This is a genomic window from Bartonella sp. CL100XZDX (genome assembly GCF_042195375.1).
In the GTDB taxonomy this organism is placed as follows: Bacteria; Pseudomonadota; Alphaproteobacteria; order Rhizobiales; family Rhizobiaceae; genus Bartonella.
The window spans coordinates 128499-150731 of the sequence record NZ_JBHIOH010000045.1 but is presented as its reverse complement, the minus strand read 5'-3'; the positions used below and the strand labels follow the sequence as shown (position 1 = coordinate 150731).

18 protein-coding genes are annotated in these 22233 nt (G+C 36.7%); 10 read left to right on the top strand and 8 right to left on the bottom strand.

What is annotated here, in order from left to right; genetic code table 11:
* Positions 1-400 precede the first annotated feature (400 nt).
* Complete coding sequence (gene hrcA / locus ACFILU_RS04640) at positions 401-1471, top strand: heat-inducible transcriptional repressor HrcA (RefSeq protein ID WP_375674937.1); 1071 nt, start codon at positions 401-403, stop codon at positions 1469-1471.
* A 124-nt stretch (positions 1472-1595) separates the two neighbouring features.
* Positions 1596-2258, top strand: a complete 663-nt coding sequence (grpE, locus tag ACFILU_RS04635; protein ID WP_375674935.1) for a nucleotide exchange factor GrpE — start codon at positions 1596-1598, stop codon at positions 2256-2258.
* A 106-nt stretch (positions 2259-2364) separates the two neighbouring features.
* On the opposite strand, the gene thpR is transcribed toward grpE, so the two are convergent.
* From thpR to ACFILU_RS04605, 6 genes are all read right to left on the bottom strand, one after another.
* Positions 2365-2904 (bottom strand): RNA 2',3'-cyclic phosphodiesterase, encoded by a 540-nt coding sequence (gene thpR / locus ACFILU_RS04630; RefSeq protein WP_375674933.1) that lies wholly within the window; start codon positions 2902-2904, stop codon positions 2365-2367.
* 624 nt (positions 2905-3528) lie between these two features.
* Positions 3529-3822 carry an HPr family phosphocarrier protein gene (locus ACFILU_RS04625; protein WP_012754483.1) on the bottom strand — a complete coding sequence of 98 codons (294 nt, stop codon included), beginning with the start codon at positions 3820-3822 and terminating at the stop codon, positions 3529-3531.
* A gap of 10 nt (positions 3823-3832) precedes the next feature.
* On the bottom strand, positions 3833-4234 hold the full coding sequence (locus ACFILU_RS04620) for a PTS sugar transporter subunit IIA (RefSeq protein ID WP_273790227.1): 402 nt from the start codon (positions 4232-4234) through the stop codon (positions 3833-3835).
* Between the two features lie 135 nt (positions 4235-4369).
* The gene (locus ACFILU_RS04615) at positions 4370-4834 is read right to left on the bottom strand and encodes an HPr kinase/phosphatase C-terminal domain-containing protein (RefSeq protein ID WP_375674931.1); all 465 of its coding nucleotides are present in this window, start codon (positions 4832-4834) and stop codon (positions 4370-4372) included.
* A gap of 23 nt (positions 4835-4857) precedes the next feature.
* A complete protein-coding gene (locus ACFILU_RS04610) occupies positions 4858-6642 on the bottom strand; it encodes a stimulus-sensing domain-containing protein (RefSeq protein WP_375674930.1) in 1785 nt (594 codons plus the stop codon).
* A 39-nt stretch (positions 6643-6681) separates the two neighbouring features.
* The gene (locus tag ACFILU_RS04605; RefSeq protein ID WP_375674928.1) at positions 6682-7404 is read right to left on the bottom strand and encodes a response regulator transcription factor; all 723 of its coding nucleotides are present in this window, start codon (positions 7402-7404) and stop codon (positions 6682-6684) included.
* 386 nt (positions 7405-7790) lie between these two features.
* On the opposite strand from ACFILU_RS04605, the gene lysM reads away from it, so the two are divergent.
* Positions 7791-8246, top strand: coding sequence for a peptidoglycan-binding protein LysM (lysM, locus tag ACFILU_RS04600; RefSeq protein ID WP_273790230.1), 456 nt, complete (start codon positions 7791-7793; stop codon positions 8244-8246).
* Positions 8247-8366: 120 nt separating this feature from the next.
* Here lysM and ACFILU_RS04595 read toward each other — a convergent pair whose 3' ends face one another.
* Positions 8367-8921 (bottom strand): copper chaperone PCu(A)C, encoded by a 555-nt coding sequence (locus ACFILU_RS04595; protein ID WP_273790231.1) that lies wholly within the window; start codon positions 8919-8921, stop codon positions 8367-8369.
* Between the two features lie 469 nt (positions 8922-9390).
* Between ACFILU_RS04595 and ACFILU_RS04590 the strand changes: the two genes are divergently transcribed.
* The 6 genes from ACFILU_RS04590 (at position 9391) to lepA (ending at position 19896) form a co-directional block, all read left to right on the top strand.
* The gene (locus ACFILU_RS04590; RefSeq protein WP_375637224.1) at positions 9391-9567 is read left to right on the top strand and encodes a hypothetical protein; all 177 of its coding nucleotides are present in this window, start codon (positions 9391-9393) and stop codon (positions 9565-9567) included.
* A gap of 319 nt (positions 9568-9886) precedes the next feature.
* Positions 9887-11779, top strand: coding sequence for a molecular chaperone DnaK (gene dnaK / locus ACFILU_RS04585; RefSeq protein ID WP_375674926.1), 1893 nt, complete (start codon positions 9887-9889; stop codon positions 11777-11779).
* Between the two features lie 158 nt (positions 11780-11937).
* Positions 11938-13080, top strand: coding sequence for a molecular chaperone DnaJ (gene dnaJ, locus ACFILU_RS04580; RefSeq protein ID WP_375674925.1), 1143 nt, complete (start codon positions 11938-11940; stop codon positions 13078-13080).
* Positions 13081-14808: 1728 nt separating this feature from the next.
* Positions 14809-15714 carry an acetylglutamate kinase gene (gene argB, locus ACFILU_RS04575; RefSeq protein WP_273790235.1) on the top strand — a complete coding sequence of 302 codons (906 nt, stop codon included), beginning with the start codon at positions 14809-14811 and terminating at the stop codon, positions 15712-15714.
* A gap of 32 nt (positions 15715-15746) precedes the next feature.
* The gene (locus ACFILU_RS04570) at positions 15747-16661 is read left to right on the top strand and encodes a DMT family transporter (RefSeq protein WP_375674923.1); all 915 of its coding nucleotides are present in this window, start codon (positions 15747-15749) and stop codon (positions 16659-16661) included.
* A 1429-nt stretch (positions 16662-18090) separates the two neighbouring features.
* The gene (lepA, locus tag ACFILU_RS04565) at positions 18091-19896 is read left to right on the top strand and encodes a translation elongation factor 4 (protein ID WP_375611467.1); all 1806 of its coding nucleotides are present in this window, start codon (positions 18091-18093) and stop codon (positions 19894-19896) included.
* Positions 19897-20413: 517 nt separating this feature from the next.
* Here the strand turns inward: lepA and dapD are convergent.
* The gene (dapD, locus tag ACFILU_RS04560) at positions 20414-21262 is read right to left on the bottom strand and encodes a 2,3,4,5-tetrahydropyridine-2,6-dicarboxylate N-succinyltransferase (protein WP_375630559.1); all 849 of its coding nucleotides are present in this window, start codon (positions 21260-21262) and stop codon (positions 20414-20416) included.
* Between the two features lie 106 nt (positions 21263-21368).
* Between dapD and ACFILU_RS04555 the strand changes: the two genes are divergently transcribed.
* Positions 21369-22232, top strand: a complete 864-nt coding sequence (locus ACFILU_RS04555) for an LOG family protein (RefSeq protein WP_375674921.1) — start codon at positions 21369-21371, stop codon at positions 22230-22232.
* Position 22233: the final 1 nt, after the last annotated feature.

Sequence of the window (22233 nt, the reverse complement as noted above, 5' to 3'; positions counted from 1 at the left end):
GATATTTTATTCCAATAAAATTTTTTATCTTGTATGAAAATAACCTTGCAAAGATATGAAAGACATGTCTTTATTTATGATAGCATTTTTATGGTAAATTTCCAATTTCCTGCTTGCTCTAAAGGGTGAAATTTTCTATCTACAGCGGTTTTTAATCAATCTAGATTCTCTTGATAAGTCCCTACAGCAGACCACTTTACAGATCAACTCTTATCTTAAATATTTCTCACACACTCTAACAAAAAATATTTCCTGCGTAATTTATCAAGCATCACTCTGAAAGGTAGCATTTTACAGCTCAATAGGATAATATATTTTTATACTACTTTAGACTATTTGACCAAACCTTGGCAAAACTTATATAAGAGATGAGGATTTTAAAAGTAGTGAAACAATTGAGATGAAGCACAAAACTATTGATAATGAACTAAAATATCTTGATGAACGTTCGCGTGATATTTTTCGCCATATTGTTGAAGCTTATCTTAATGATGGTGAACCTGTAGGGTCACGTAATATTTCGCGGCTTTTACAACAGACATTATCGCCTGCGACGATTCGCAATGTGATGAGTGATCTTGAACATCTCGGTTTGATTTATGCACCACATGTTTCTGCGGGTCGAATGCCGACACAATCAGGTTTACGCTTTTTTGTTGATGCATTTATGGAAGCGGGTGATTTGCCAAACGAAGAGCGAGAAAATATTGAAATGCAAGTCAAAGAGGCTGGTCATGCACAATCGGTTGAACATTTTCTTGTTCAAGCAAGCCGAGTTCTTTCAGATCTTTCACGTGGGGCAGGGCTTGTTTTAGCAACAAAACAAGAAGGAACATTGAAACATATTGAATTTGTGCGCCTTGATAGGGAGCACGCTCTTGCCGTTTTGGTGACTCAACAAGGTGAAGTTGAAAATCGTATTGTTCATTTACCAGAAGGGGTTACCCATGCACAATTGACGGAAGCAACGAATTTTCTCAATGCCCATATTCAAGGGCGTACATTGAGTGAAGCTAAAGGGGAAATTGCCCGCTTATGCGCAGAAACAAGGGCCGCACTTGATGATTTATCACATCATCTTGTTGAAACGGGATTAGCTCTTTGGGGAGGAGAAGATGCTGATCATAAAATACACCTCATTGTTCGCGGGCGTAGCAATTTACTTGAAGATGTGAAAGCAGAAGAAGATTTAGAACGGTTACGCCATTTGTTTGATGATCTTGAAACGCGCGAGAGTATGGCACAGCTTCTCGATTTAACGGATGAAGGTTCTGGGGTTAGAATTTTTATTGGTTCAGAAAATAAGTTATTTTCTCTTTCTGGTTCTTCTTTAGTTGTAGCACCTTATCGAGATTCACAACAAAGAGTCATTGGTGCTTTAGGTGTTATTGGTCCTACACGGCTTAATTATGCAAGGATTGTGCCCATGGTTGATTATACAGCTCAACTTGTGTCACAGTTATTGCGTTAAAACGATGCAAGTAAGTATTTGTACTATAAAAGCTCATTGTATTATATACATCGCTACCCCTTGATTTTTGTCTGTAGAATTTCGATATCGAGAATAAAGAATCTTATGAAGGAATAAAATTTTTATGTCTGATGAAAAAAACAAATTTACTGACGCTTCATTTGAAAATTGTGATTTAAAAAATCCAGCTGATCGTAATACACTTAAACAGGCAGCCGATGAATTTTTAAAAACACATAAAACAGAGGAACACGAAGTCATTGAAACAGAAAGCAATGAGGTTAGTGATCTTTTAGCGTCTTTGCAGGATGAAAATAAAGAACTGAAAGATCAGCTTTTACGTCTTGTTGCAGATATGGAAAATCTTCGACGCCGTACTATGCGAGATGTGGCGGATGCAAAGGCTTATTCCATTGCTAATTTTGCACGGGATATGTTATCGGTTTCTGACAATCTCAGTCGTGCTTTGGAAGCTATTCCAGAAGGTGCACGGGAGAGTGATGCTGGTTTGAAATCATTGGCAGAAGGCGTTGAAATGACTGAACGTGCCATGATGGCAGCATTAGAACGTCATGGGGTGCAAAAAATTCATCCAGAGGGGCAAAAATTTGATCCTCACTTTCATCAAGCGATGTTTGAAATTCCCAATGCTGATGTTCCAGATAATACTGTTCAACAAGTGGTTCAGGCAGGTTATATTATCGGGGAAAGGGTGTTACGTCCAGCTATAGTGGGTGTAGCTAAAGGAGGAGCAAAAGAAGCTTCTGTTGAAGCTGATTCGGCTTAAAACACATCAATAACAAACCTCTATCGTAAAATGCAGTATTCCCTGCAGTTTCATATATATAGGGTCTTTTCTCAAAGAGTTTTTAAAGGGTGTGACAAACACCCTTTTATTTTTGAAGTGGCCAATTTCCTTTTACAATATAGGGAGCCTTATTTAAGGGAGAGGCCGATAACAATAAAACAAAATGATCAACTTCAAAAGGAGGGACAAAAAAATCATTTTGAAAAGATAGATAAGAAGAAAGATCTTTAAGATTAATATCAAATATTCGTGCAAGAGTGATATGCGGAATAAACAGTCTTTCATCAGGCTTTAACTCTAATTTATTCCGAATATATTGCATCTTTTCATGTAAAAGAGTAAGCTTTTCACAAGGTTCAATGCGAACCACAAGAGAATGGGGAGCATTTTCTGAACCAAAAACTTCAAAATCCTTTATCTGTAGTGTAAAAGAAGGAAGTTCTATAGTGTTAAAGGTATGCATAATTTCATCTGCTGTAGAACTTTCAACTTCGCCAAAAAAAGATAAGGTGACATGAAAATTTTGCGGGTTGATCCATTGCGCTTTTGGTAAGCCATTTTGCAATGATACGAGGGCTTTTGTTGTTTGTTGAGGAATCTGGAGAGCACTAAATAGACGACCCATGATATTATCTCCTTATAATGAAAGATGCTATCCCAAGCGCAATATAGATAATAAGGGCGGGGCACGTACCACATAAAACAAGGCAATAGTGTAGAAAAAGAATGTCTAAAAAATGCTTACTATAATTATGAGCGTATAAAGCTTATTCGTTTTAAGAAAATGGTTATGACATTGATAAGAATTGCGTTTTCATGATCTGTATCACAATGATGTGCAATGGAAGATTACTTGTGTATTATAAAGGCTACAAAGTTAGCAGAAAATAAGAAAAGTTGATAGATTGTTGATGTGCGAAATTATTTTGACATTTATCTTTAGCCTAAAATAAAGCATATTCTAATACAAGGTGAAGAGTTCTCTTTTCTGTAAAGATTTAATTATATGATTAAGTCGGGGAATAGCCATAATACGCAAAACTATTCAAATTGGTCAAATAATGTTAGGAAAGGAAGAAAAAACCAGCATAACAAAATTACTATAAGCTTTTACATTTATGATAATTATACCAATCCATAATGGATATGAATATTGGTATAAAAGCGGGAAGAGAAATTAAAATTCAAAATAATGATGGAAAGTTCCTATTTTCTAAGAATTATCATCCTTGTTTATGATGAAAAAGCACTAGTTTTCCTCTCCAAAGTTGTTATTGATGAGCTTTTCAAGAGCATTAAGAGCATCTGTTGCTTCTGGTCCTGAAACACGAATGGTGAGGTTGCAACCGGATGAAGCCGCTAGCATCATAAGTCCCATAATTGATGATCCGCCAACAATTTTTCCATCTTTTTCAACTTCAACAGTAACATTAAAATTGTCAACAGTTTGTACAAATTTTGCAGAAGCACGTGCATGCAACCCACGTTTATTACAGATATTAAAATGACGACTTATACACGGGAGGGTATCTTTGGAAAACATTGGTATTTTATTATCCGCTAATCATACTTGGTACATTAATATATTTACGCCCTGCTTCTTGTGCTATTCTTAACGCGTCTGATAATGAAATATCAGGACATTTGCGAATAGAAATCAGTTTAATAAGCATGGGCAAATTAACACCCGCAATCATTTCAACGCGCCCTTTTTCAATAGCAGGAATAGCTATATTTGATGGTGTTCCACCGAACACATCTGTTAATATGATGACGCCATGATCCGTATCTGTATCGGTTACTGCGGCTATAATATCACCTCGGCGCTGATCTATATCGTCATCGGGATAAACGCATATTGTTGCGAACTTTTCTTGTACTCCAACAACATGTTCCACGGCATGTAAAAATTCGACAGCCAGCTCACCGTGCGTTACAAGCACGAGTCCAATCATTTACGCAAACTCCTGTTAACTAATAAGACCCAACCATATTGGTGGGAAAGACATTGTACAAGGCTTTATCTTGCTGCCAAGAAAAATTTGCAAAAAAAAGGCAAAAATTGTGATTTTTTTATCTTTAGAAAAAAATTAGACAGATTTATGCCATATTTTTTTAAACAAAAATGCTTCAATAGCTTGACAAATGGCGGTACAATCGGCTTCACGAAGAGAGGGAAGTTTTAAAAGAGGAATGTGCAAATTTTCAAATTGAAAAGTTTTATTTGTGGAAAAACGTTCATATTCCGGACCGAGAAAAATAGCACAATCGATAGTTGTGTGCTTTTCAAATTCTATCATATAAAGACCAACGCCACGAATCTCGATGCCGCCCTCTAAATTATCGGGAGTGTATCCGTGAAGCTTTCCATTTTCCGCACGCAACATTGTATAATCATCACTGATAAGCTTCGCTTCACGTTTTGACCACTCAGCGCGGTCAAGCAAAGAAAGGGTGAGGGTTGATTTTCCTGATCCCGATGGACCTATAATTAACAGCCCCTTGCCGCCTAGTTGAAGGCAATTTGCGTGGAGTATTTCACATTTTGTTTTCATGTCTTTTACTTTGGATAAAAGATTTATTTAGCAAGCGGAAGCATAATAGTAAAACGTGCACCAGTTTTACACTTCCCAAGTGTAGGATCAATAATATTTTCGGCTGTAATTGTCCCATTATGAGCTTCGATGATTTGCCGACTAATAGAAAGGCCAAGTCCAGAGTTTTGCCCAAAAGCATCTTCATTTGGTCGATCTGTATAAAAACGTTCAAAAATGCGTTCAATATTTTCTGAACGAATACCTGGGCCATTATCTTCAATGGTTAAAATAAGGGTTGAAGCATGACTTTTCATAGTAATGCAAATTTTGCCACGATTCCGAGGAATAAAAGAACGCGCATTTTCAAGAAGATTTGAAATCACTTGTCCTAAACGGAGTTCGTGTCCCAATACAAGATAGGCTTTTCCATGAGGACGTGGAACAATATTAAGGCTTATATCAATGGTTTGCGTATTACGATACACTTCCTGAACAGCATGAACAAGACTTTCCAAAAGCGGTGTCATATCAACAATCTCTGCGGTTTCTCGTGCAAGCTCTGCATCGAGCCGTGATGCATCAGAAATATCTGTAATCAACCGATCAAGGCGGCGCACATCATGTTGAATAATTTCAAGCAATTTCTCTTGTGCTTCTTCATTTTTAGCCAGAGGGAGCGTTTCAACAGCACTGCGTAGAGAGGTGAGAGGATTTTTTAATTCGTGGCTTACATCAGCAGCAAAGCGTTCAATGGCTTCAATACGCATATAAAGGGCATTGGTCATATCACGAATAGAAGTTGAAAGGTGACCAATTTCATCTTCACGCATTGAAAAATCAGGAATTTCTACACGCTGATTATTGCCATTACGCACTCGATTAGCCGAGGCAGATAATTTACTTAATGGATGGGCAATCGTATGGGCCAAAAAGAGAGAAAGAACCAAAAGTACGCTACCTACAACGGCAAAAACTTTAAAGATAACCAGTCTTTCGCCTTTTACAATGTTATCAATATCGGAACCAGTGGTTGAAAGAAGAAGAGCTCCAACCACTGCGCGATAGCGTTGAACAGGAACGGCAACAGAAACAATTAATTGCCCTTGTCTGTTGCGTCTTTTTGCCGTAGCAAGAGATCCGTTTAATGCACGGTACACTTCTGGATAAGCAATACCACTGGTTTTTATTTGTTCTCTGTCAAGAGCAATACCTTTGCCATAAAATGCGCTTGAATACCATGAAGTAAGGCGATCCCACATGTTTTGTTCTGTTTTAAGTGGGGGTAAATCATAACTAAAAACTTCTCCACTAGAATAAAGAACGCGCGAATCAAGAAGGAGAGTAGCATCACGATCATAGATACGTGCTCTTGTCGTTTTAGGTGTGATGAGACGCCGTAAAAGAGGGGCAACTTGCTCAGGGTTAATAGGAAAATCCCAAGAATCGGTTGATTGAGGGGCTGGTGTAACGCTTTCACCAGTCTGTAACTCTAAGAGTTTTTGGGGATCAATGAGGATAGAATTTGTATCTACTGTTGCAGAAGCAGCAATAGCCCCAGCAATAATTTTTCCTTGGGTACATAAACTTTTAATTTTTGCTTCAATTAAACCATCGCGAAATTGGTTAAGGTATAAAATGCCTGTAACTAAAACGGCAAGGGCAGCAATGTTTAATATAACAATGCGACGTGTAAGGCTGGAAAAAAGCAATTGTCTAAAGAGACGTTGTATTCGAAGATGCAAACGAGCAAACATAAGAAATGGCGTTGAGGATGTACCATTAACGGTTGTTTTTTGTAAAGTTTCCAGTTGAGAATTGTCTGTCATCGATTTGATTGCCGTTCAAATTTTTGCGACAAAGTAGTTTTATACCTCGTGGAAACGATAACCTACACCATAAAGTGTTTCAATCATTGCAAAATCATCATCCACTTGTTTAAACTTTTTACGCAGACGTTTAATGTGACTATCAATGGTGCGATCATCTACGTAGACTTGATCACTATAGGCAGCATCCATTAAAGCATCACGACTTTTTACAACTCCTGGTCTTTGTGCTAAGGTTTGCAGAATCAAAAATTCCGTAACGGTTAAAATAACAGGTTTATCTTTCCATGTACAGGTATGGCGTTCTTGATCCATCACAAGATCTCCACGTTTGATAGAAGAGGTGGAAGAAGTTCCTGTAGAAAGCGGTTGGTTACGTGCATTAGAACGGCGCAAAATAGCTTTCACGCGTTCAATAAGAAGACGTTGGGAGAAAGGTTTAGTAATAAAATCATCAGCTCCCATTTTGAGACCAAATAATTCATCAATTTCATCATCTTTAGAGGTGAGAAAAATAACTGGAAGATCAGATTTTTGACGCAAACGACGCAAAAGTTCCATCCCATCCATTCGGGGCATTTTAATATCAAAAATAGCTAAGTGTGGAGGGTGAAGTGTGAGACCCTTGAGTGCAGATGCTCCATCTGTATAGCTTTCAACCCGATATCCTTCTGTCTCAAGCGCAAAAGATAAAGATGTCAAAATATTGCGATCATCATCAACAAGTACAATCGTTTGTGTGATTGTTGGTGTATCTTTCATGGTTTCTTAGACCTTTCTATTGCTGTGGTAGCAAATTACCCACACTTATTTATATGGGAGTTCATATTTTTTTTGCAAAACAAATATGATACAAATTGTAGCAAAGTAAAAAACCTTTTGTCATTACTGTAAAATCTTGTTTTGCTTTCATAATTTATAATGTTTCTATGTCTATTAAGATCCCTTCATTTGAGAGAAAATTTTCATAAAGGCTTTTTTTATCAAGGTTTATTACAAAGTTTATTATTGTATTTGTCTCATAATTGAACAGATGTAGTTTTGATTGTTGAAGTTTAGAAAATCTGCCTATGTGTTTTAAGAGCAAAGAAAAGAATGTGGCAATATATGCACAAAAATTTGTTTCTGCTACACGAAAGAAGGTCGTAATGGGATTTTTTAATTTTATTAAAACTGTAGGGGAAAAGTTAGGTATTGGGGACCATGAACCAAAAGAAAAGGATTTTAAAAGAGCATTTGATGATTTTCAACTCGGTACAGAAAAAGTCAATATTCAAGTTGAAGACGGTAAAGCTATTTTAAGCGGTGAAGTTCCAGACAGGGAAACACTTGAAAAAGCACTGCTGGTTGTTGGCAATTCACAAGGTATCTCTTCTGTAGATGTTGATCAATTAAAGGTTATAGATACAACGCCTAGAAAAACTTCTCGCTTTTATGAGGTTAAATCTGGTGATAATCTTTGGAAAATTGCTGAAGAGGTTTATGGAAAAGGGCAAGGTAATAAAAACACATTTATTTTTGAAGCCAATAAGCCAATGCTAAAATCTCCCGATAAAATTTATCCTGGACAAGTTTTACGTATTCCTGAAATTGACCATAGTTAATTCATCAAAGAGGATAATTTTTTACTGATGGCATTAAACAAAAAATAAAGGAGCGTAAAAAAATTCACGCTCCTTCATTTTATAAAGTGTGTATTTATTGTGTATTTATATAAAAGGAGCTTAGTGAACAAGAGAGGATTTAGAAGGTGATGGTACTTTCATAGCGTTTACAGAGAAATCAACATCAATGGTTCCTGCTTTCTCAAATGTCAATTTTGCGCTAATTTTATCACCTAACTTGAATGGTTTTGAAAGCCCCATAAACATAATATGATCACCGCCAGGCTTAAGCGTGATTTCTCCATTTCCCGGAATTTCAATGCCATTGTGCATTTTTTCCATTTTCATAATATCATTAACGACAGCCATAGAGTGTATCTCTGTTGTTTTTACTCCGTTTGTGGAAATAGAAACCAAACGGTCTGGGGTATTACTGTGATTAATAATATAGAGATAACCGCTACCAACTCTTATACCTTTAGGTGTTTCTCGTGTCCAAGGATTGAGAATTTCTATGTCGCCAAGTTTATATTGCTGAGCACCTGCTGGCAGGGTTATACCAGCAAAGAGAAGAGCACACACGATATTTATGATAACCTTTTTGTATGGATATTGTGTATGGATTATATTCTTAAAGATGAGATTTGTTATTTTCTTAATAATAGATGTCATCATTGATTTACCCTCCTTCATAAGATTCACACTTTGAATATTTTTTTATTTTAGCAGAGCTTTTATTTAAAATAAAAGAAAGAAATACTAAAATGAAATTGATTTGAATATGAGAATAAAAATCATAGAATTATTTGATTTTAAAGAAGGCAGTAAGGTTTACAACGACAACACACCTCTCAACGCTTCCGTGTTCATCTCATAAATAATATTTGTAAATGGTATAAAATCTATGATGCACTACTATTTTGCTTAATAAATATAATATAGAACAATCATCAACCACTTTACCAAGTTTAATATTATGACAGCTCTTGGCATTTTAAAGCGTTTATACAGAGGCATTTTTATATATTTTCAAAGTTCAAAATTATATAGTTAAGAAAAAACGCTTTAGGTGAGTTTAAAGCATAGATTTCAAATAACCGCAAACAATGAGACCGTTAGAAGGAGAATTTTTGAAAGGAGATCGATGGATAATACCTTTACAGATGTGAGCATTAGATATGATGATTATTTTAGTCCAAGAAAAATTTATAATATTCGTGATATAAATTATTCGCCTTTTAAAAAGCTTTTACGGGAGTATCATTTTATCAATGATGAGAAGATCAAGAGCGAGAGTGCAATCGCTCTTTTATTTTTTTAATTTTTATAGAAAGATATATTTGTTGAGAATTGCAAGAAAAATATATTATGATCTCAAGTCTCTCATAAATATGGTATTTATGGGTCATTAGAGTGCCTATTTTAAAATAAATTTTTTATTTTAGAGATGTTTCTCTCATTATTCTCTTGTAGCAATAAAAGCCTGTTCTTATATACGAGGCAGCAAGGCTTGTTGCGACTTGCAGTTTATTATTATTTATGTTGCTTGAAGCAATATACGGGCTTTAGGTGTTATGAGGAGCTATCTTAAAAAGATGCTTTATGAAGGTTGAGGTAGCTTGCTGAATGGAGATTATAATATGGCAAAAGTAATTGGTATTGATTTGGGGACAACGAACTCTTGTGTGGCTGTTATGGATGGCAAAAACGCAAAAGTTATTGAAAACTCAGAAGGAGCGCGAACAACACCTTCCGTTGTTGCCTTTACTGATGGGGGGGAGCGGCTTGTTGGGCAGCCTGCTAAACGGCAGGCGGTGACAAATCCTGAAGGGACAGTTTTTGCAGTTAAACGTTTGATAGGGCGCCGTTTTGATGACCCTATGGTTGAAAAAGATAAAGCACTTGTGCCTTATAAAATTGTTAAAGGTGACAATGGTGATGCATGGGTTGAAGAAGCGGGAAAGAAATATTCTCCGTCGCAAATTTCAGCTATGATTTTGCAAAAGATGAAGGAAACAGCAGAATCTTATCTTGGTGAAAAAGTTGAACAAGCCGTTATTACGGTTCCTGCTTATTTTAATGATGCGCAACGTCAAGCTACGAAAGACGCGGGTAAAATTGCTGGACTTGAAGTTTTACGGATTATTAATGAGCCAACAGCTGCTGCTTTAGCTTATGGTTTGGACAAAAAAGACGGAAAAACAATAGCAGTTTACGATCTTGGTGGTGGTACATTTGATATTTCAGTTCTTGAAATTGGAGATGGCGTTTTTGAAGTTAAATCAACCAATGGAGATACGTTTTTAGGTGGTGAAGACTTTGATATGCGCCTAGTTGGTTATTTTGCAGATGAATTCAAAAAAGAGCAAGGAATTGATCTGAAAAATGATAAATTAGCTTTACAGCGCTTAAAAGAAGCGGCAGAAAAAGCAAAGATTGAGCTTTCTTCGTCACAGCAAACAGAAATCAATTTACCATTTATCACGGCAGATCAATCAGGTCCCAAGCACTTAACAATGAAATTGACTCGGGCAAAATTTGAATCTCTCGTTGACGATTTAGTGCAGCGTACCATCGAGCCTTGTAAAGCTGCGTTGCAAGATGCTGGATTAAAGGCTGGTGAAATTGACGAAGTTGTTTTAGTAGGTGGTATGACACGTATGCCCAAGATTCAGCAAGTCGTGCAGAGCTTCTTTGGTAAGGATCCACACAAAGGTGTTAATCCTGATGAAGTGGTCGCAATGGGTGCTGCCATCCAAGGAGGTGTATTGCAAGGCGATGTCAAAGACGTGTTGTTGCTAGATGTAACGCCTTTATCTTTGGGTATTGAAACCTTGGGTGGGGTTTTCACACGCCTTATTGAGCGCAATACCACTATCCCAACAAAAAAATCGCAAGTTTTTTCGACAGCTGATGATAACCAGAGTGCTGTGACGATTCGTGTTTTCCAAGGTGAACGGGAAATGGCAAGTGATAATAAGTTATTGGCTCAATTTGATCTTGTTGGTATTCCTCCAGCACCACGTGGTATACCTCAAATTGAAGTTACTTTTGATATCGATGCGAATGGTATTGTTAATGTTTCGGCCAAAGATAAGGGAACAGGTAAAGAGCATCAAATTCGTATTCAGGCATCAGGTGGTTTAAGTGATGCTGATATTGAAAAAATGGTAAAGGATGCAGAAGAGCACGCGGCTGAGGATAAAAAACGCCGTGAAGGTGTTGAAGCTAGAAATCAAGCGGAGGCTCTTATTCATTCAACTGAAAAGTCGCTCAATGAATATGGCGATAAAGTATCAGCTGAAGAAAAGGGACAGATTGAAACAGCAATATCTGATTTGAAATCTGCGCTTGAAGGCAGTGATACGGAAGAAGTAACAACAAAGATGCAAAAATTAGCAGAAGTCAGTATGAAGCTTGGACAGGCTATGTACGAAGCCTCACAAGCAGCGAGCGCTGACACTGAAACAGAGGCAAAGAATGATGATGTTGTTGATGCTGATTTTGAAGAAGTTAATGATAAGAAGAAATAGTGTCAGCATATGTGTTGATTAATTTATAAACCCGGCCTTTGAAATATAAGGCTGGGCTTTATTATTTGAGATAAGTTGCAACTTTGTTGCTAAAAATATAAATTAAAAGCAATATTATCCATAAAGATGGATGACAGAAAAATTATCAGGAATACATGATGAAGGTTGACTATTATGAAATTCTTGGCGTGACTCGCGAATGTGATGATAAAAAGTTGAAATCTGCTTTTCGTAAGTTGGCAATGCAATATCATCCTGATCGCAACGCGGGGGATAAAGAGGCAGAGCGAAAATTCAAAGAAATTGGCGAAGCCTATGAAGTTCTTAAAGATCCTCAGAAGCGTGCTGCTTATGATCGATTTGGCCATGCGGCCTTTGAAAATAGTGGTGGTCAAGGGGGAGCAAATCCCTTTGGCGGTTTTGCTGCTGGTGGTGGATTTGCGGATATTTTCGAAGACTTTTTTGGTGAGATTATGGGAGGGACACACCGTAAGCGTGGTGATAGTCGCGAACGTGGTGCAGATTTGAGTTATAATATGGAAGTGACTTTAGAAGAGGCATTTTCAGGAAAAACTGCAGAAATTAATATTCCCAGTTCCGTCACGTGTGATGTTTGTGAGGGATCAGGAGCGAGAAAGGGCTCTAAGCCGCAAGTTTGTGGAATATGTCATGGATCTGGTCGTGTGCGTGCAGCACAAGGTTTCTTTTCTATTGAGCGAACATGTCCTTCATGTCATGGACGTGGTGCAACTATTACGGATCCATGCCCCAAATGTCAGGGGACACGACGCATAGAGAAAAAACGTTCATTGAGCGTAAATGTTCCAGCTGGTATTGAAGATGGAACGCGTATTCGCCTTTCTGGTGAGGGTGATGCTGGTATTCGTGGTGGCCCCAATGGTGATCTTTATATTTTCCTTTCCATTAAACCGCATGAGTTTTTTCAGCGAGAAGGAGCAGATCTTCACTGTCGCGTTCCTATTTCAATGGTAACAGCTGCTTTAGGAGGAGAGTTTGAAGTTTCCGACCTTGATGGTGTTAAAGCACGCGTTAAGATTCCAGAAGGGACACAAAATGGACGTCAATTCCGCCTTAGAGGCAAAGGTATGCCCATGTTGCGCCGTCAGCAAGCAAGGGGTGATCTTTACATCCATATCACGATTGAGACACCGCAGAAATTAACGCAAGAACAACGTGAATTGTTGCAAAAATTTGAAAAGCTCTCAAATCATGAAAATTCACCGCAATCACATGGTTTTTTTTCACGTATGAAAGAATTTTTTGAAAATATTTCTGGTTAAAATATGTGAATGTTCTCAGAATAATTAGAGAGAGCTGTAGGAAAGTTATTTTCATTAAGTTTTCTATTATCTCATTGTCTTTGAAAAGCATTTTTTCTTGAAAAGAAAAGATAGAGACAGCTAATTTAGGATAAACTCCTGCTGCTGATAGTTTTTATATTTCATGAGTTTTATGGATAAGTCTTATTTTTGAGTGTCTATGACATTTTAAAAAGGGCTTATCCATATAAGAACGCAATTGAGTGATTGATAATAAATATTGCCAGTGTCATGATAACTGCCTTTATGCATTCAGTATTTTTTGTGTTTATTTTTTCACTCAAAATTTCTTTTTAAAGGCTCTATAATAAAACTATAAAATAGGTAGCGGCTTGCCAAGAAACGCTAAATAAGCTGTTAGGCAATCCATCTTTTTCAAATAAAGTATCAACTTCTTATAACCGATTTTATTTTTGGCATTTTTCATAGTTTTAATCACTGCTTCCTTTAAAATAAGGGTTATTTTATTTGGAATAGCTTTTACATGCCTCATCTTAGCTTTTAGCCGTAATCATGTCTTTTTAGATGCGGATTTAGTTTTGTATTTCTGATGTCATAAATACTTCTTCCAGATAATAAAAAACGCTATAATCAAGTGTATTTTGTTCCAAAGAAATTGTGGAATGAGATAATGTGTGTTTAATGCTAAAGAAGACATAACAAAACACTTTTTGAGGTATTCGATGTATCTCTCTTGTGGGGAAACAGATTCGATGGAGTTCACTTAATTGAATTTATTGGCATAATAAAAAGTTGGTGGGAAGATAGAGGAAGTTACCTTTAAAAAGAAAAAATAAATACAATAAAAAATAGCACAATATGCTTAGAAAATAGCACGATATATTATTGAAATTGTTAGTGATATGGAAAGAGAAGTATACGAAATGAATCTTTTTTCATAAAATAACATAATTAAAATAATACATTAAAGGAATTAAAAATTCTAAAAAACGTTGAATAGTTCAAGCATGTATTGCTATGCAAAAAGAAAAACTTAATGACAGATCATGAAAATGAGAAATTTTATCAAATCTTACGAAGAGAGTAATCTAAACAATTAAATGCTTTTACGAAGATGCTTTTGAAGAGCTATCACAATATATGGATAATGTTGCAAAGCCTTTTTTCGATTTTACGATATAAAAAGATAAATTATTATTATAAATCAACTTATTATGATTCTCCATGAGGAGCGTTCAATCGACATTTCCTCATGTTTAATGATTGAGAAAAAGTCAAATTTTTAAAACCAAAGTTATAGTTTATTGGGATAAGCTATAAAGCAGTTGAGTGATTTCTTATCTTAGGAATATGTTAATTTTATTATTATAAGAAACTTTACTTTTATCTTACAAAATCAATGGTTGTATATATTCCTATTCATTGTTAAGTATCCATAGGGATAAACTAATGAGTTGAATGTGCAGCGTAGCTTCAAAATTTTGCTTTTCAATTTTATATATAAGATCATAAAATAATGACGTTTTTTTACGCCTATTTTGTTTAATTTTTCGCTGTCAATTTTTAAAGGAAGTTTTTGTATTTCATTTCGCTATTCCTTTTTCGTAATTTAGAGGAAAATTGACGATTTTCAGGGGGGGGGTGGATAGAGTAAAGTTTGGTTTTATTGTTTTCACTTTTCCTAAATTTCATTAAGAGATGGTAAAAAGTGATGAGGAGGCTCTATTGATGGATGATGCTAAAAACGGTGATGTAGATGTTTTGGAAAAACAAGCAGCATTTTTATCGTCTGCTTTACCCTATATGCAAAAATATGAAAATGAAACGGTCGTGGTAAAATATGGCGGCCATGCTATGGGTGATCCTGCTTTGGGGCGAGCATTTGCGCGTGATATTGCTCTATTAAAGCAATCGGGGATTAATCCTGTTGTTGTTCATGGTGGTGGGCCTCAAATTGCTGAAATTTTAATGAAAATGGGGATTGAATCGCGATTTGAAAACGGATTACGGGTAACCGATGAGCGGATCGTTGAAGTGGTTGAAATGGTTTTAGCGGGTTCCATAAATAAAGAAATTGTTGCTCTCATCAATGCTGAGGGAGAATGGGCAATAGGATTATGCGGCAAGGATGGCAATATGGTTTTTGCCGAAAAGGCTTATAAAACTGTCATTGATCCTGATTCGCATATTGAGCGTGTTTTAGATTTGGGGTTTGTTGGTGAGCCTGTTGAAGTTGACCGCACATTGCTAGATCTTTTAGCATGTTCTGAAATGATACCGGTTCTTGCTCCTGTGGCTCCAGGACGCGATGGTAAAACTTATAATATTAATGCTGATATTTTTGCTGGAGCTATTGCTGGTGCATTAGAGGCTAAACGCCTTTTATTTCTCACTGATGTTCCTGGTGTTTTGGATAACCAGGGTAAACTTTTAAAAGAATTGACAGTTTCTGAAGCTGAGAAATTTATTAAAAATGGGACAATTTCAGGAGGCATGATTCCAAAAGTAGAGACTTGTATAAAAGCCCTTCAAAATGGCGTGGAAGGTGTTGTCATTTTAAATGGTAAAACTCCTCATTCTGTTTTACTAGAGCTGTTTACCGAACAGGGAGTTGGAACGCTTATTGTTTCATAAATTGTGGGGAAAATTGGAAGAGAAAGTTTTTCATGGTGAATCTAAAACAGTTTAAATATCCTTTATTAAGTAAGCCAGAATTGGCAATATTTACTGCGACAATATTGTGGGGCGTTACATTTTTAGTCATTCACATTGCGGTACGCTATAGTGGTCCTCTGTTTTTTGTTGGATTTCGTTTTATTGTTGCATCTCTTATATGTGGGGTAATTTTTTGGCGCTCTATAAAAGGTATAACTGTTTATGAAGTTTTCGCTGGGATGGCGATAGGTTTAGCCATGTTTTTTGGTTATGCTTTTCAAGCAGCTGGACTTCAAACAATTATTAGTAGTCAGTCAGCTTTTATCACAGCGCTTTATGTACCGATGGTTCCAATCTTGCAATGGATTGTTTTTAAAAAACCTCCCCGTTTAGCTTGTTGGATTGGTATTATTTTCGCTTTTAGTGGGCTTGTATTTATTTCAGGACAAAAGCCGGGAAATTTTGATTTTTCAAAAGGCGAAATTTTAACTTTGTTAGGCGCTTTAGCGATTGCTGGAGAAGTCATACTCATCGGAATTTTTGCGAACAAGGTTGATAGTCGGCGTGTAACCATTATTCAGTTATTTTTTAGTGGTTTTTTTTCATTTGCTTGTATGCCTTTGATGGGTGAAAGCATCCCTGAATTTTCGTGGGTGTGGTTTAATATTGGTATAGGATTGGCATTAATGAGTGCCATCATTCAATTAGCTATGAATTGGGCACAAAAGTCTATTTCCCCTACGCGTGCGACACTCATTTACGCAGGTGAACCGGTATGGGCTGGTATTGTTGGGCGTTTGGCTGGCGAACATTTATCTCCCTTAGCTTTATTGGGCGGTTTGCTTATTCTGATTGGGATAATTGTGGCTGAATTACAACCTTCACAATGGCGTAAAAAAAATAAAGCAATTAAAAAAATTGATTAGCTATACATTTTTTTATTATGATTTTATTGCATGAGATTTTTGCTTGTAGAGTCTTCATTTTTGAAGCTTTTTTAATATTAAGATGATTAAGAAGTTCTATAAGTTATTCCAGCTTTTGCATGTATCTGTTTGCCTAACTTCTGAAACGGGAAGACAACCTTTATTGAGCCAAAGCATGAGGTGATATAAAGGTAAAAATTAACGCTCATCTTTACGATCATGTTTAAATTTGGCTTTAACAACTTTCAAAAACATCTACGGTAATGTTTTTGAATAATGAGAATTACGCACTGTCGCACGTTATTTCTTTTGTCCTTTAATAGAGTTACGCTTCTCATGCAAAATAGAACGCCCAAAGTATCCCCATAACGTTGTACATTAAATCGTTTTTTAAAAGATAATTTTCTCAATATACATCATATTCATTGACAGTCCGCATGAAGTATAGAAAAACCACAGAGCATCATCATTTTACTTAAAATAAAGGATACTAGCATTTTCTTTATCAGTTCTCAATATTATGATAGCCTTTGGCATTTGAAAGAGAGAGGCATTTTTACTCATTTCTTAAACGTTTTTATCCATACACTAGCTCTGTTTTATAATGGGGAAGCAAAAAATTTATTGATTCATTATGAGAAGATTTAAAATGAGAGAGGCTCGCGATATTCAGAGTTTTAATTTAAATCGCAAAACAATAAACGATCATTATAAATCAATGCGTTATCCAATGAATCGAAGAGGATTGGTGTGCTTTATGCTTAATGGAGGAAGGAAGGAGTTATATAAAAAGTATATAAAAACATTACTCAATAGAGCATATTTCTAAAGTTTTAAAAATTGAGAAGAAACTCCCTCGATATTCATATTATTTTATATAAGATTACTAAAAAAGAAGATTATTGCGTACAAATAAAAAAGCATTTCTTGCGAATTTTATTGCAAGCCTAAGTGATATACACGCCCATCATATAAATATGATAATACATTGATTTATAATTATAATATAGCACTATTCACATTGAATTAGAACCCTGAATACCGTAAAATTTTCTCACGTCAAATCATTTTCATGTTAAATCAATCCAAATCACTTGCTTACACATCACAAGTGGGTGGGGGCATGTGGGTAAAGACTGTACAAGAAAGGCATATCTCTTATAAACTTTTTCAAGTGTAAAGGATCGTCGTAATATTGGAGGCTGGAAAAGTGTGTGATGGTGCCGGCTTACTACAGATATGAGTTATCAAATAAGATGTGAAAGGATCATTTTATCACCCTTGGATTTAATTTAGCAAACAAAAGCCTCATTTTTTAGGCTATAAAAAGTTGTGTTTTGAGAAGCTTTTTAGGTTTATATTATTTTGATAGAAGCCGGAACATAATTGGTCTTTGCGTTTTGTATTATTCTTTGCTAAATCGCCTTATATGACAATAGATCGTAATTATATTCGTAATTTTTCCATCGTGGCGCATATTGATCACGGCAAATCAACTTTAGCTGATCGTTTGATTCAAATAACAGGTGGGCTTGATACACGTGAGATGAAAGAACAAGTACTCGATTCCATGGATATTGAGCGTGAACGTGGAATTACTATTAAAGCACAAACGGTACGTTTACACTATAAGGCAAAGAATGGTGAAACCTATATTTTAAATCTTATGGATACACCTGGTCATGTGGATTTTGCTTATGAGGTTTCGCGTTCATTGGCAGCTTGTGAAGGTTCTCTGTTGGTGGTGGATGCAAGCCAAGGCGTAGAGGCGCAGACGTTAGCAAATGTTTATCAAGCCATTGATAATTCCCATGAGTTGGTTGTTGTTCTCAATAAAGTTGATCTTCCAGCAGCAGAACCTGAGCGTGTTAAAGAACAAATTGAAGATGTAATAGGCATTGATACATCTCAAGCAGTAGAAATATCAGCAAAAACAGGTTTGGGTGTTCCTGATGTTCTGGAGGCAATTGTTGCACAATTACCACCTCCACATACAGGCGATGTTGCAAATCCCTTGAAAGCAATGTTGGTTGATAGCTGGTATGATGCATATCTTGGTGTCATTGTTTTGGTACGGGTGATAGATGGTATTTTAAAAAAAGGCCAAACCATTCGTATGATGGGTACAGGAGCAAAATATCCAGTTGAGCGCGTTGGGGTTTTTACACCTAAAATGGTACAGGTTGATGAATTAGGACCGGGCGAGATTGGTTTTATCACTGCTTCTATCAAAGAGGTAGCAGATACACGGGTTGGGGATACGATTACTGAAGAGCGCCGTCCTTGTGAAAATGCTTTACCTGGTTTTAAGCCTGCGCAACCGGTTGTCTTTTGTGGACTTTTTCCAATTGATGCTGCCGATTTTGATGATTTGCGTGCAGCCATGGGCAAATTACGCTTAAATGATGCGAGTTTTTCTTTTGAAATGGAAACATCTGCGGCTTTGGGGTTTGGTTTTCGCTGTGGATTTTTGGGACTTCTGCATCTTGAAATTATTCAAGAGCGATTAGAGCGTGAGTTTAATTTGGATTTAATCGCGACAGCACCTTCGGTTGTTTATCGCATGAATATGAATGATGGTTCTGTTAAAGAGTTGCACAATCCAGCGGATATGCCTGATGTGGTTAAAATTTCTTCCATAGAAGAACCGTGGATTCGGGCGACAATCATGACTCCTGATAATTATCTTGGGTCAATTTTAGAACTATGCCAAGAGCGGCGCGGGGTACAGGTTGGTTTGTCCTATGTTGGAACCCGTGCTATGGTAACGTATGATTTACCACTGAATGAAGTTGTTTTTGATTTTTATGACCGGCTAAAATCAATCTCAAAGGGTTATGCTTCTTTTGATTATCAAATGACAGATTATGCAGAAGGTGATTTAGTTAAAATGTCTATTTTGGTGAATGGAGAGCCTATTGATGCATTATCGATGCTTGTTCACCGCACGATTGCAGAAAAGCGCGGGCGTTCCATGTGTGAAAAACTGAAAGATCTTATTCCCCAGCATATGTTTCAGATTCCAGTTCAAGCGGCTATTGGTGGTAAAGTTATAGCGCGCGAAACGATTCGTGCTTTGCGTAAAGATGTAACAGCGAAATGTTACGGGGGTGATGTTACGCGTAAGCGCAAACTTTTGGAAAAGCAAAAAGAAGGCAAAAAGCGGATGCGCCAATTTGGAAAAGTAGAAATTCCACAATCAGCATTTATTCAAGCGCTCAAAATGAACAAATAATGAAAAAAGGAGTATTTTCTCTCATTGATTGCGCTTTTGCTTTTGTCGATTGGTTCAGGTGTTTAAAGGACACTTTAAATAGAATTGCGCCGTGCTTCATGTTTTTGTGTATTGCGTAAAGGTGTCACTTTCTCATGTAAAACAGAATGCTTTAAACAAAATGCGTTTGTGTTGCATATTTGTGCACGTATTTTAATAAATATCTCTCAATACACTCGACCTCATTTCACGATAGCGTGCGTAGAAAGTATAACGGTAAAGCTTCCGTGAATGACATAAAACTCATAACCATATTTATTGTCATAAAGACACATGGTGCTTGAGAAAATTCATTAAAGACATTTTTATTCTTTTCTTAAAGTGCTTCTTATCCATACACCAACAGTGTTTATGAGACGAGCAGGAAATGATAGTGATTGATTCACTATGAAAGGATTTGAAATGAGAGAATCCTTGTATTCGAGGTTATTATTCAAGTTAAAAAACGATGAAATATTATTATGCATTAATCTTGTGTCTAAGAACGTAAAAGATCATTAATGGATGTTTTTTCTCGTGTTTTTTGATCAACACGTTTTACAATAACAGCACAATAAAGGCTAGGTCCTGCTTCACCATTTGGTAAAGGTTTTCCAGGGAGAGAACCTGGTACAACCACTGAATAGGCTGGTACTTCACCAATAAAAATTTCACCTGTTGTACGATCAATAATCTTTGTTGATTTTCCAATAAAGACTCCCATTCCCAAAACAGCACCTTCACGGATAATACAGCCTTCAACAATTTCAGAGCGAGCACCGATAAAGCAATGATCTTCAATGATTGTTGGATTTGCTTGCAGTGGTTCCAAAACACCTCCAATACCAACACCGCCAGAAAGATGGACATGTTTACCAATTTGTGCACAAGAACCAACAGTGGTCCATGTATCAACCATTGTGCCCTCATCGATAAAAGCACCAAGATTGACAAAGGAAGGCATCAATATAACGTTGGGTGCAATGTAAGCAGAATGACGTACAATGGCTCCAGGAACGGAACGGAAATCAGCACTTTTAAAATCTGCCTCTTGCCAACCAGAGAATTTTGAAGGAACTTTATCCCACCAATGTGTCCCATTGATTCCACCAGTAATAATTTGCATAGGATTAAGCCGAAAAGAGAGTAAAACCGCTTTTTTCAACCATTGATGAACATGCCATTGTCCATTTTTGTGTCGTTCTGCAACACGGATTTCACCTTTATCAAGAAGGTTCAATGCATGTTCAACACTCTCACGTATTTCGCCTTTTGTGGTAGTATCGATAGAATCGCGATCATCAAAAGCTTGTTCGATAATAATTTCAAGTTGTGTGATATGGGTCATGACGAGAGTTCCGTTAAACAAGTTGAAAGCTTCAAGATTTATTCTCTATGAACTACGCGAAGAAATGTGTTCAGTCAATAAAACGATGAGGAAGTAGGACAGGTGTATGAAAAAAAGCTGTAAAGAAAAAAGAAAAGCAGAGCAAGAAAACTGGGCACCACTTCTCCATGCGAAGGATGCTCTACAACAAATACATAAAGTTTCTAATTCAGCACAAATGCGTTCGTCTACTTATCGTTTAGCCTATACCGATCAAGATTTTATGATGCGTCCAGAGCTGCGCTCACAACGTATTAGTCTTGAATTTTTAAAGCCGGAAATAACCCTTAAAGAATATGATATTCAATCAACAGTTGTTTTGTTTGGTGGTGCGCGTATTCCTGAACCTGGGCAAGCAGCGTGGGCTGCAAAAAATGAAATACAAAAGAAAAATTTGCATGCTATGTCACATTATTACGATGAAGCAAGAGAGTTTGCGCGTTTGTGCTCACTTTATTCTGCTACGACAGAATATCGTGAATTTGTGGTTGTTACGGGAGGCGGACCAGGAATCATGGAGGCGGGAAATCGTGGTGCTTGTGATGTTGGTGCCCCAACGATTGGCTTGAATATTATTTTACCACATGAGCAAGAGCCTAATTCGTATGTGTCGCCGCATTTGTGTTTCAATTTTCATTATTTGGGGATGCGCAAAATGCATTTTTTAGTACGAGCGAAAGCATTAGCTGTTTTCCCTGGAGGATTTGGGACTCTGGATGAACTGTTTGAGACGTTAACTTTAGTACAGACAGGGCGTATGAAACAGGTACCAATTTTATTGTTTGGCAAAGAATTTTGGAGCAATACTGTCAATTTTGAGTATCTGTCTGCACAAGGTACAATCTCTCCTACTGATGTTAATTTTGTGAAATTTGTTAATACAGCAGCAGAAGCTTTTGAAGAAATTCGTTCTTTTTATAAACTGCCTTAAC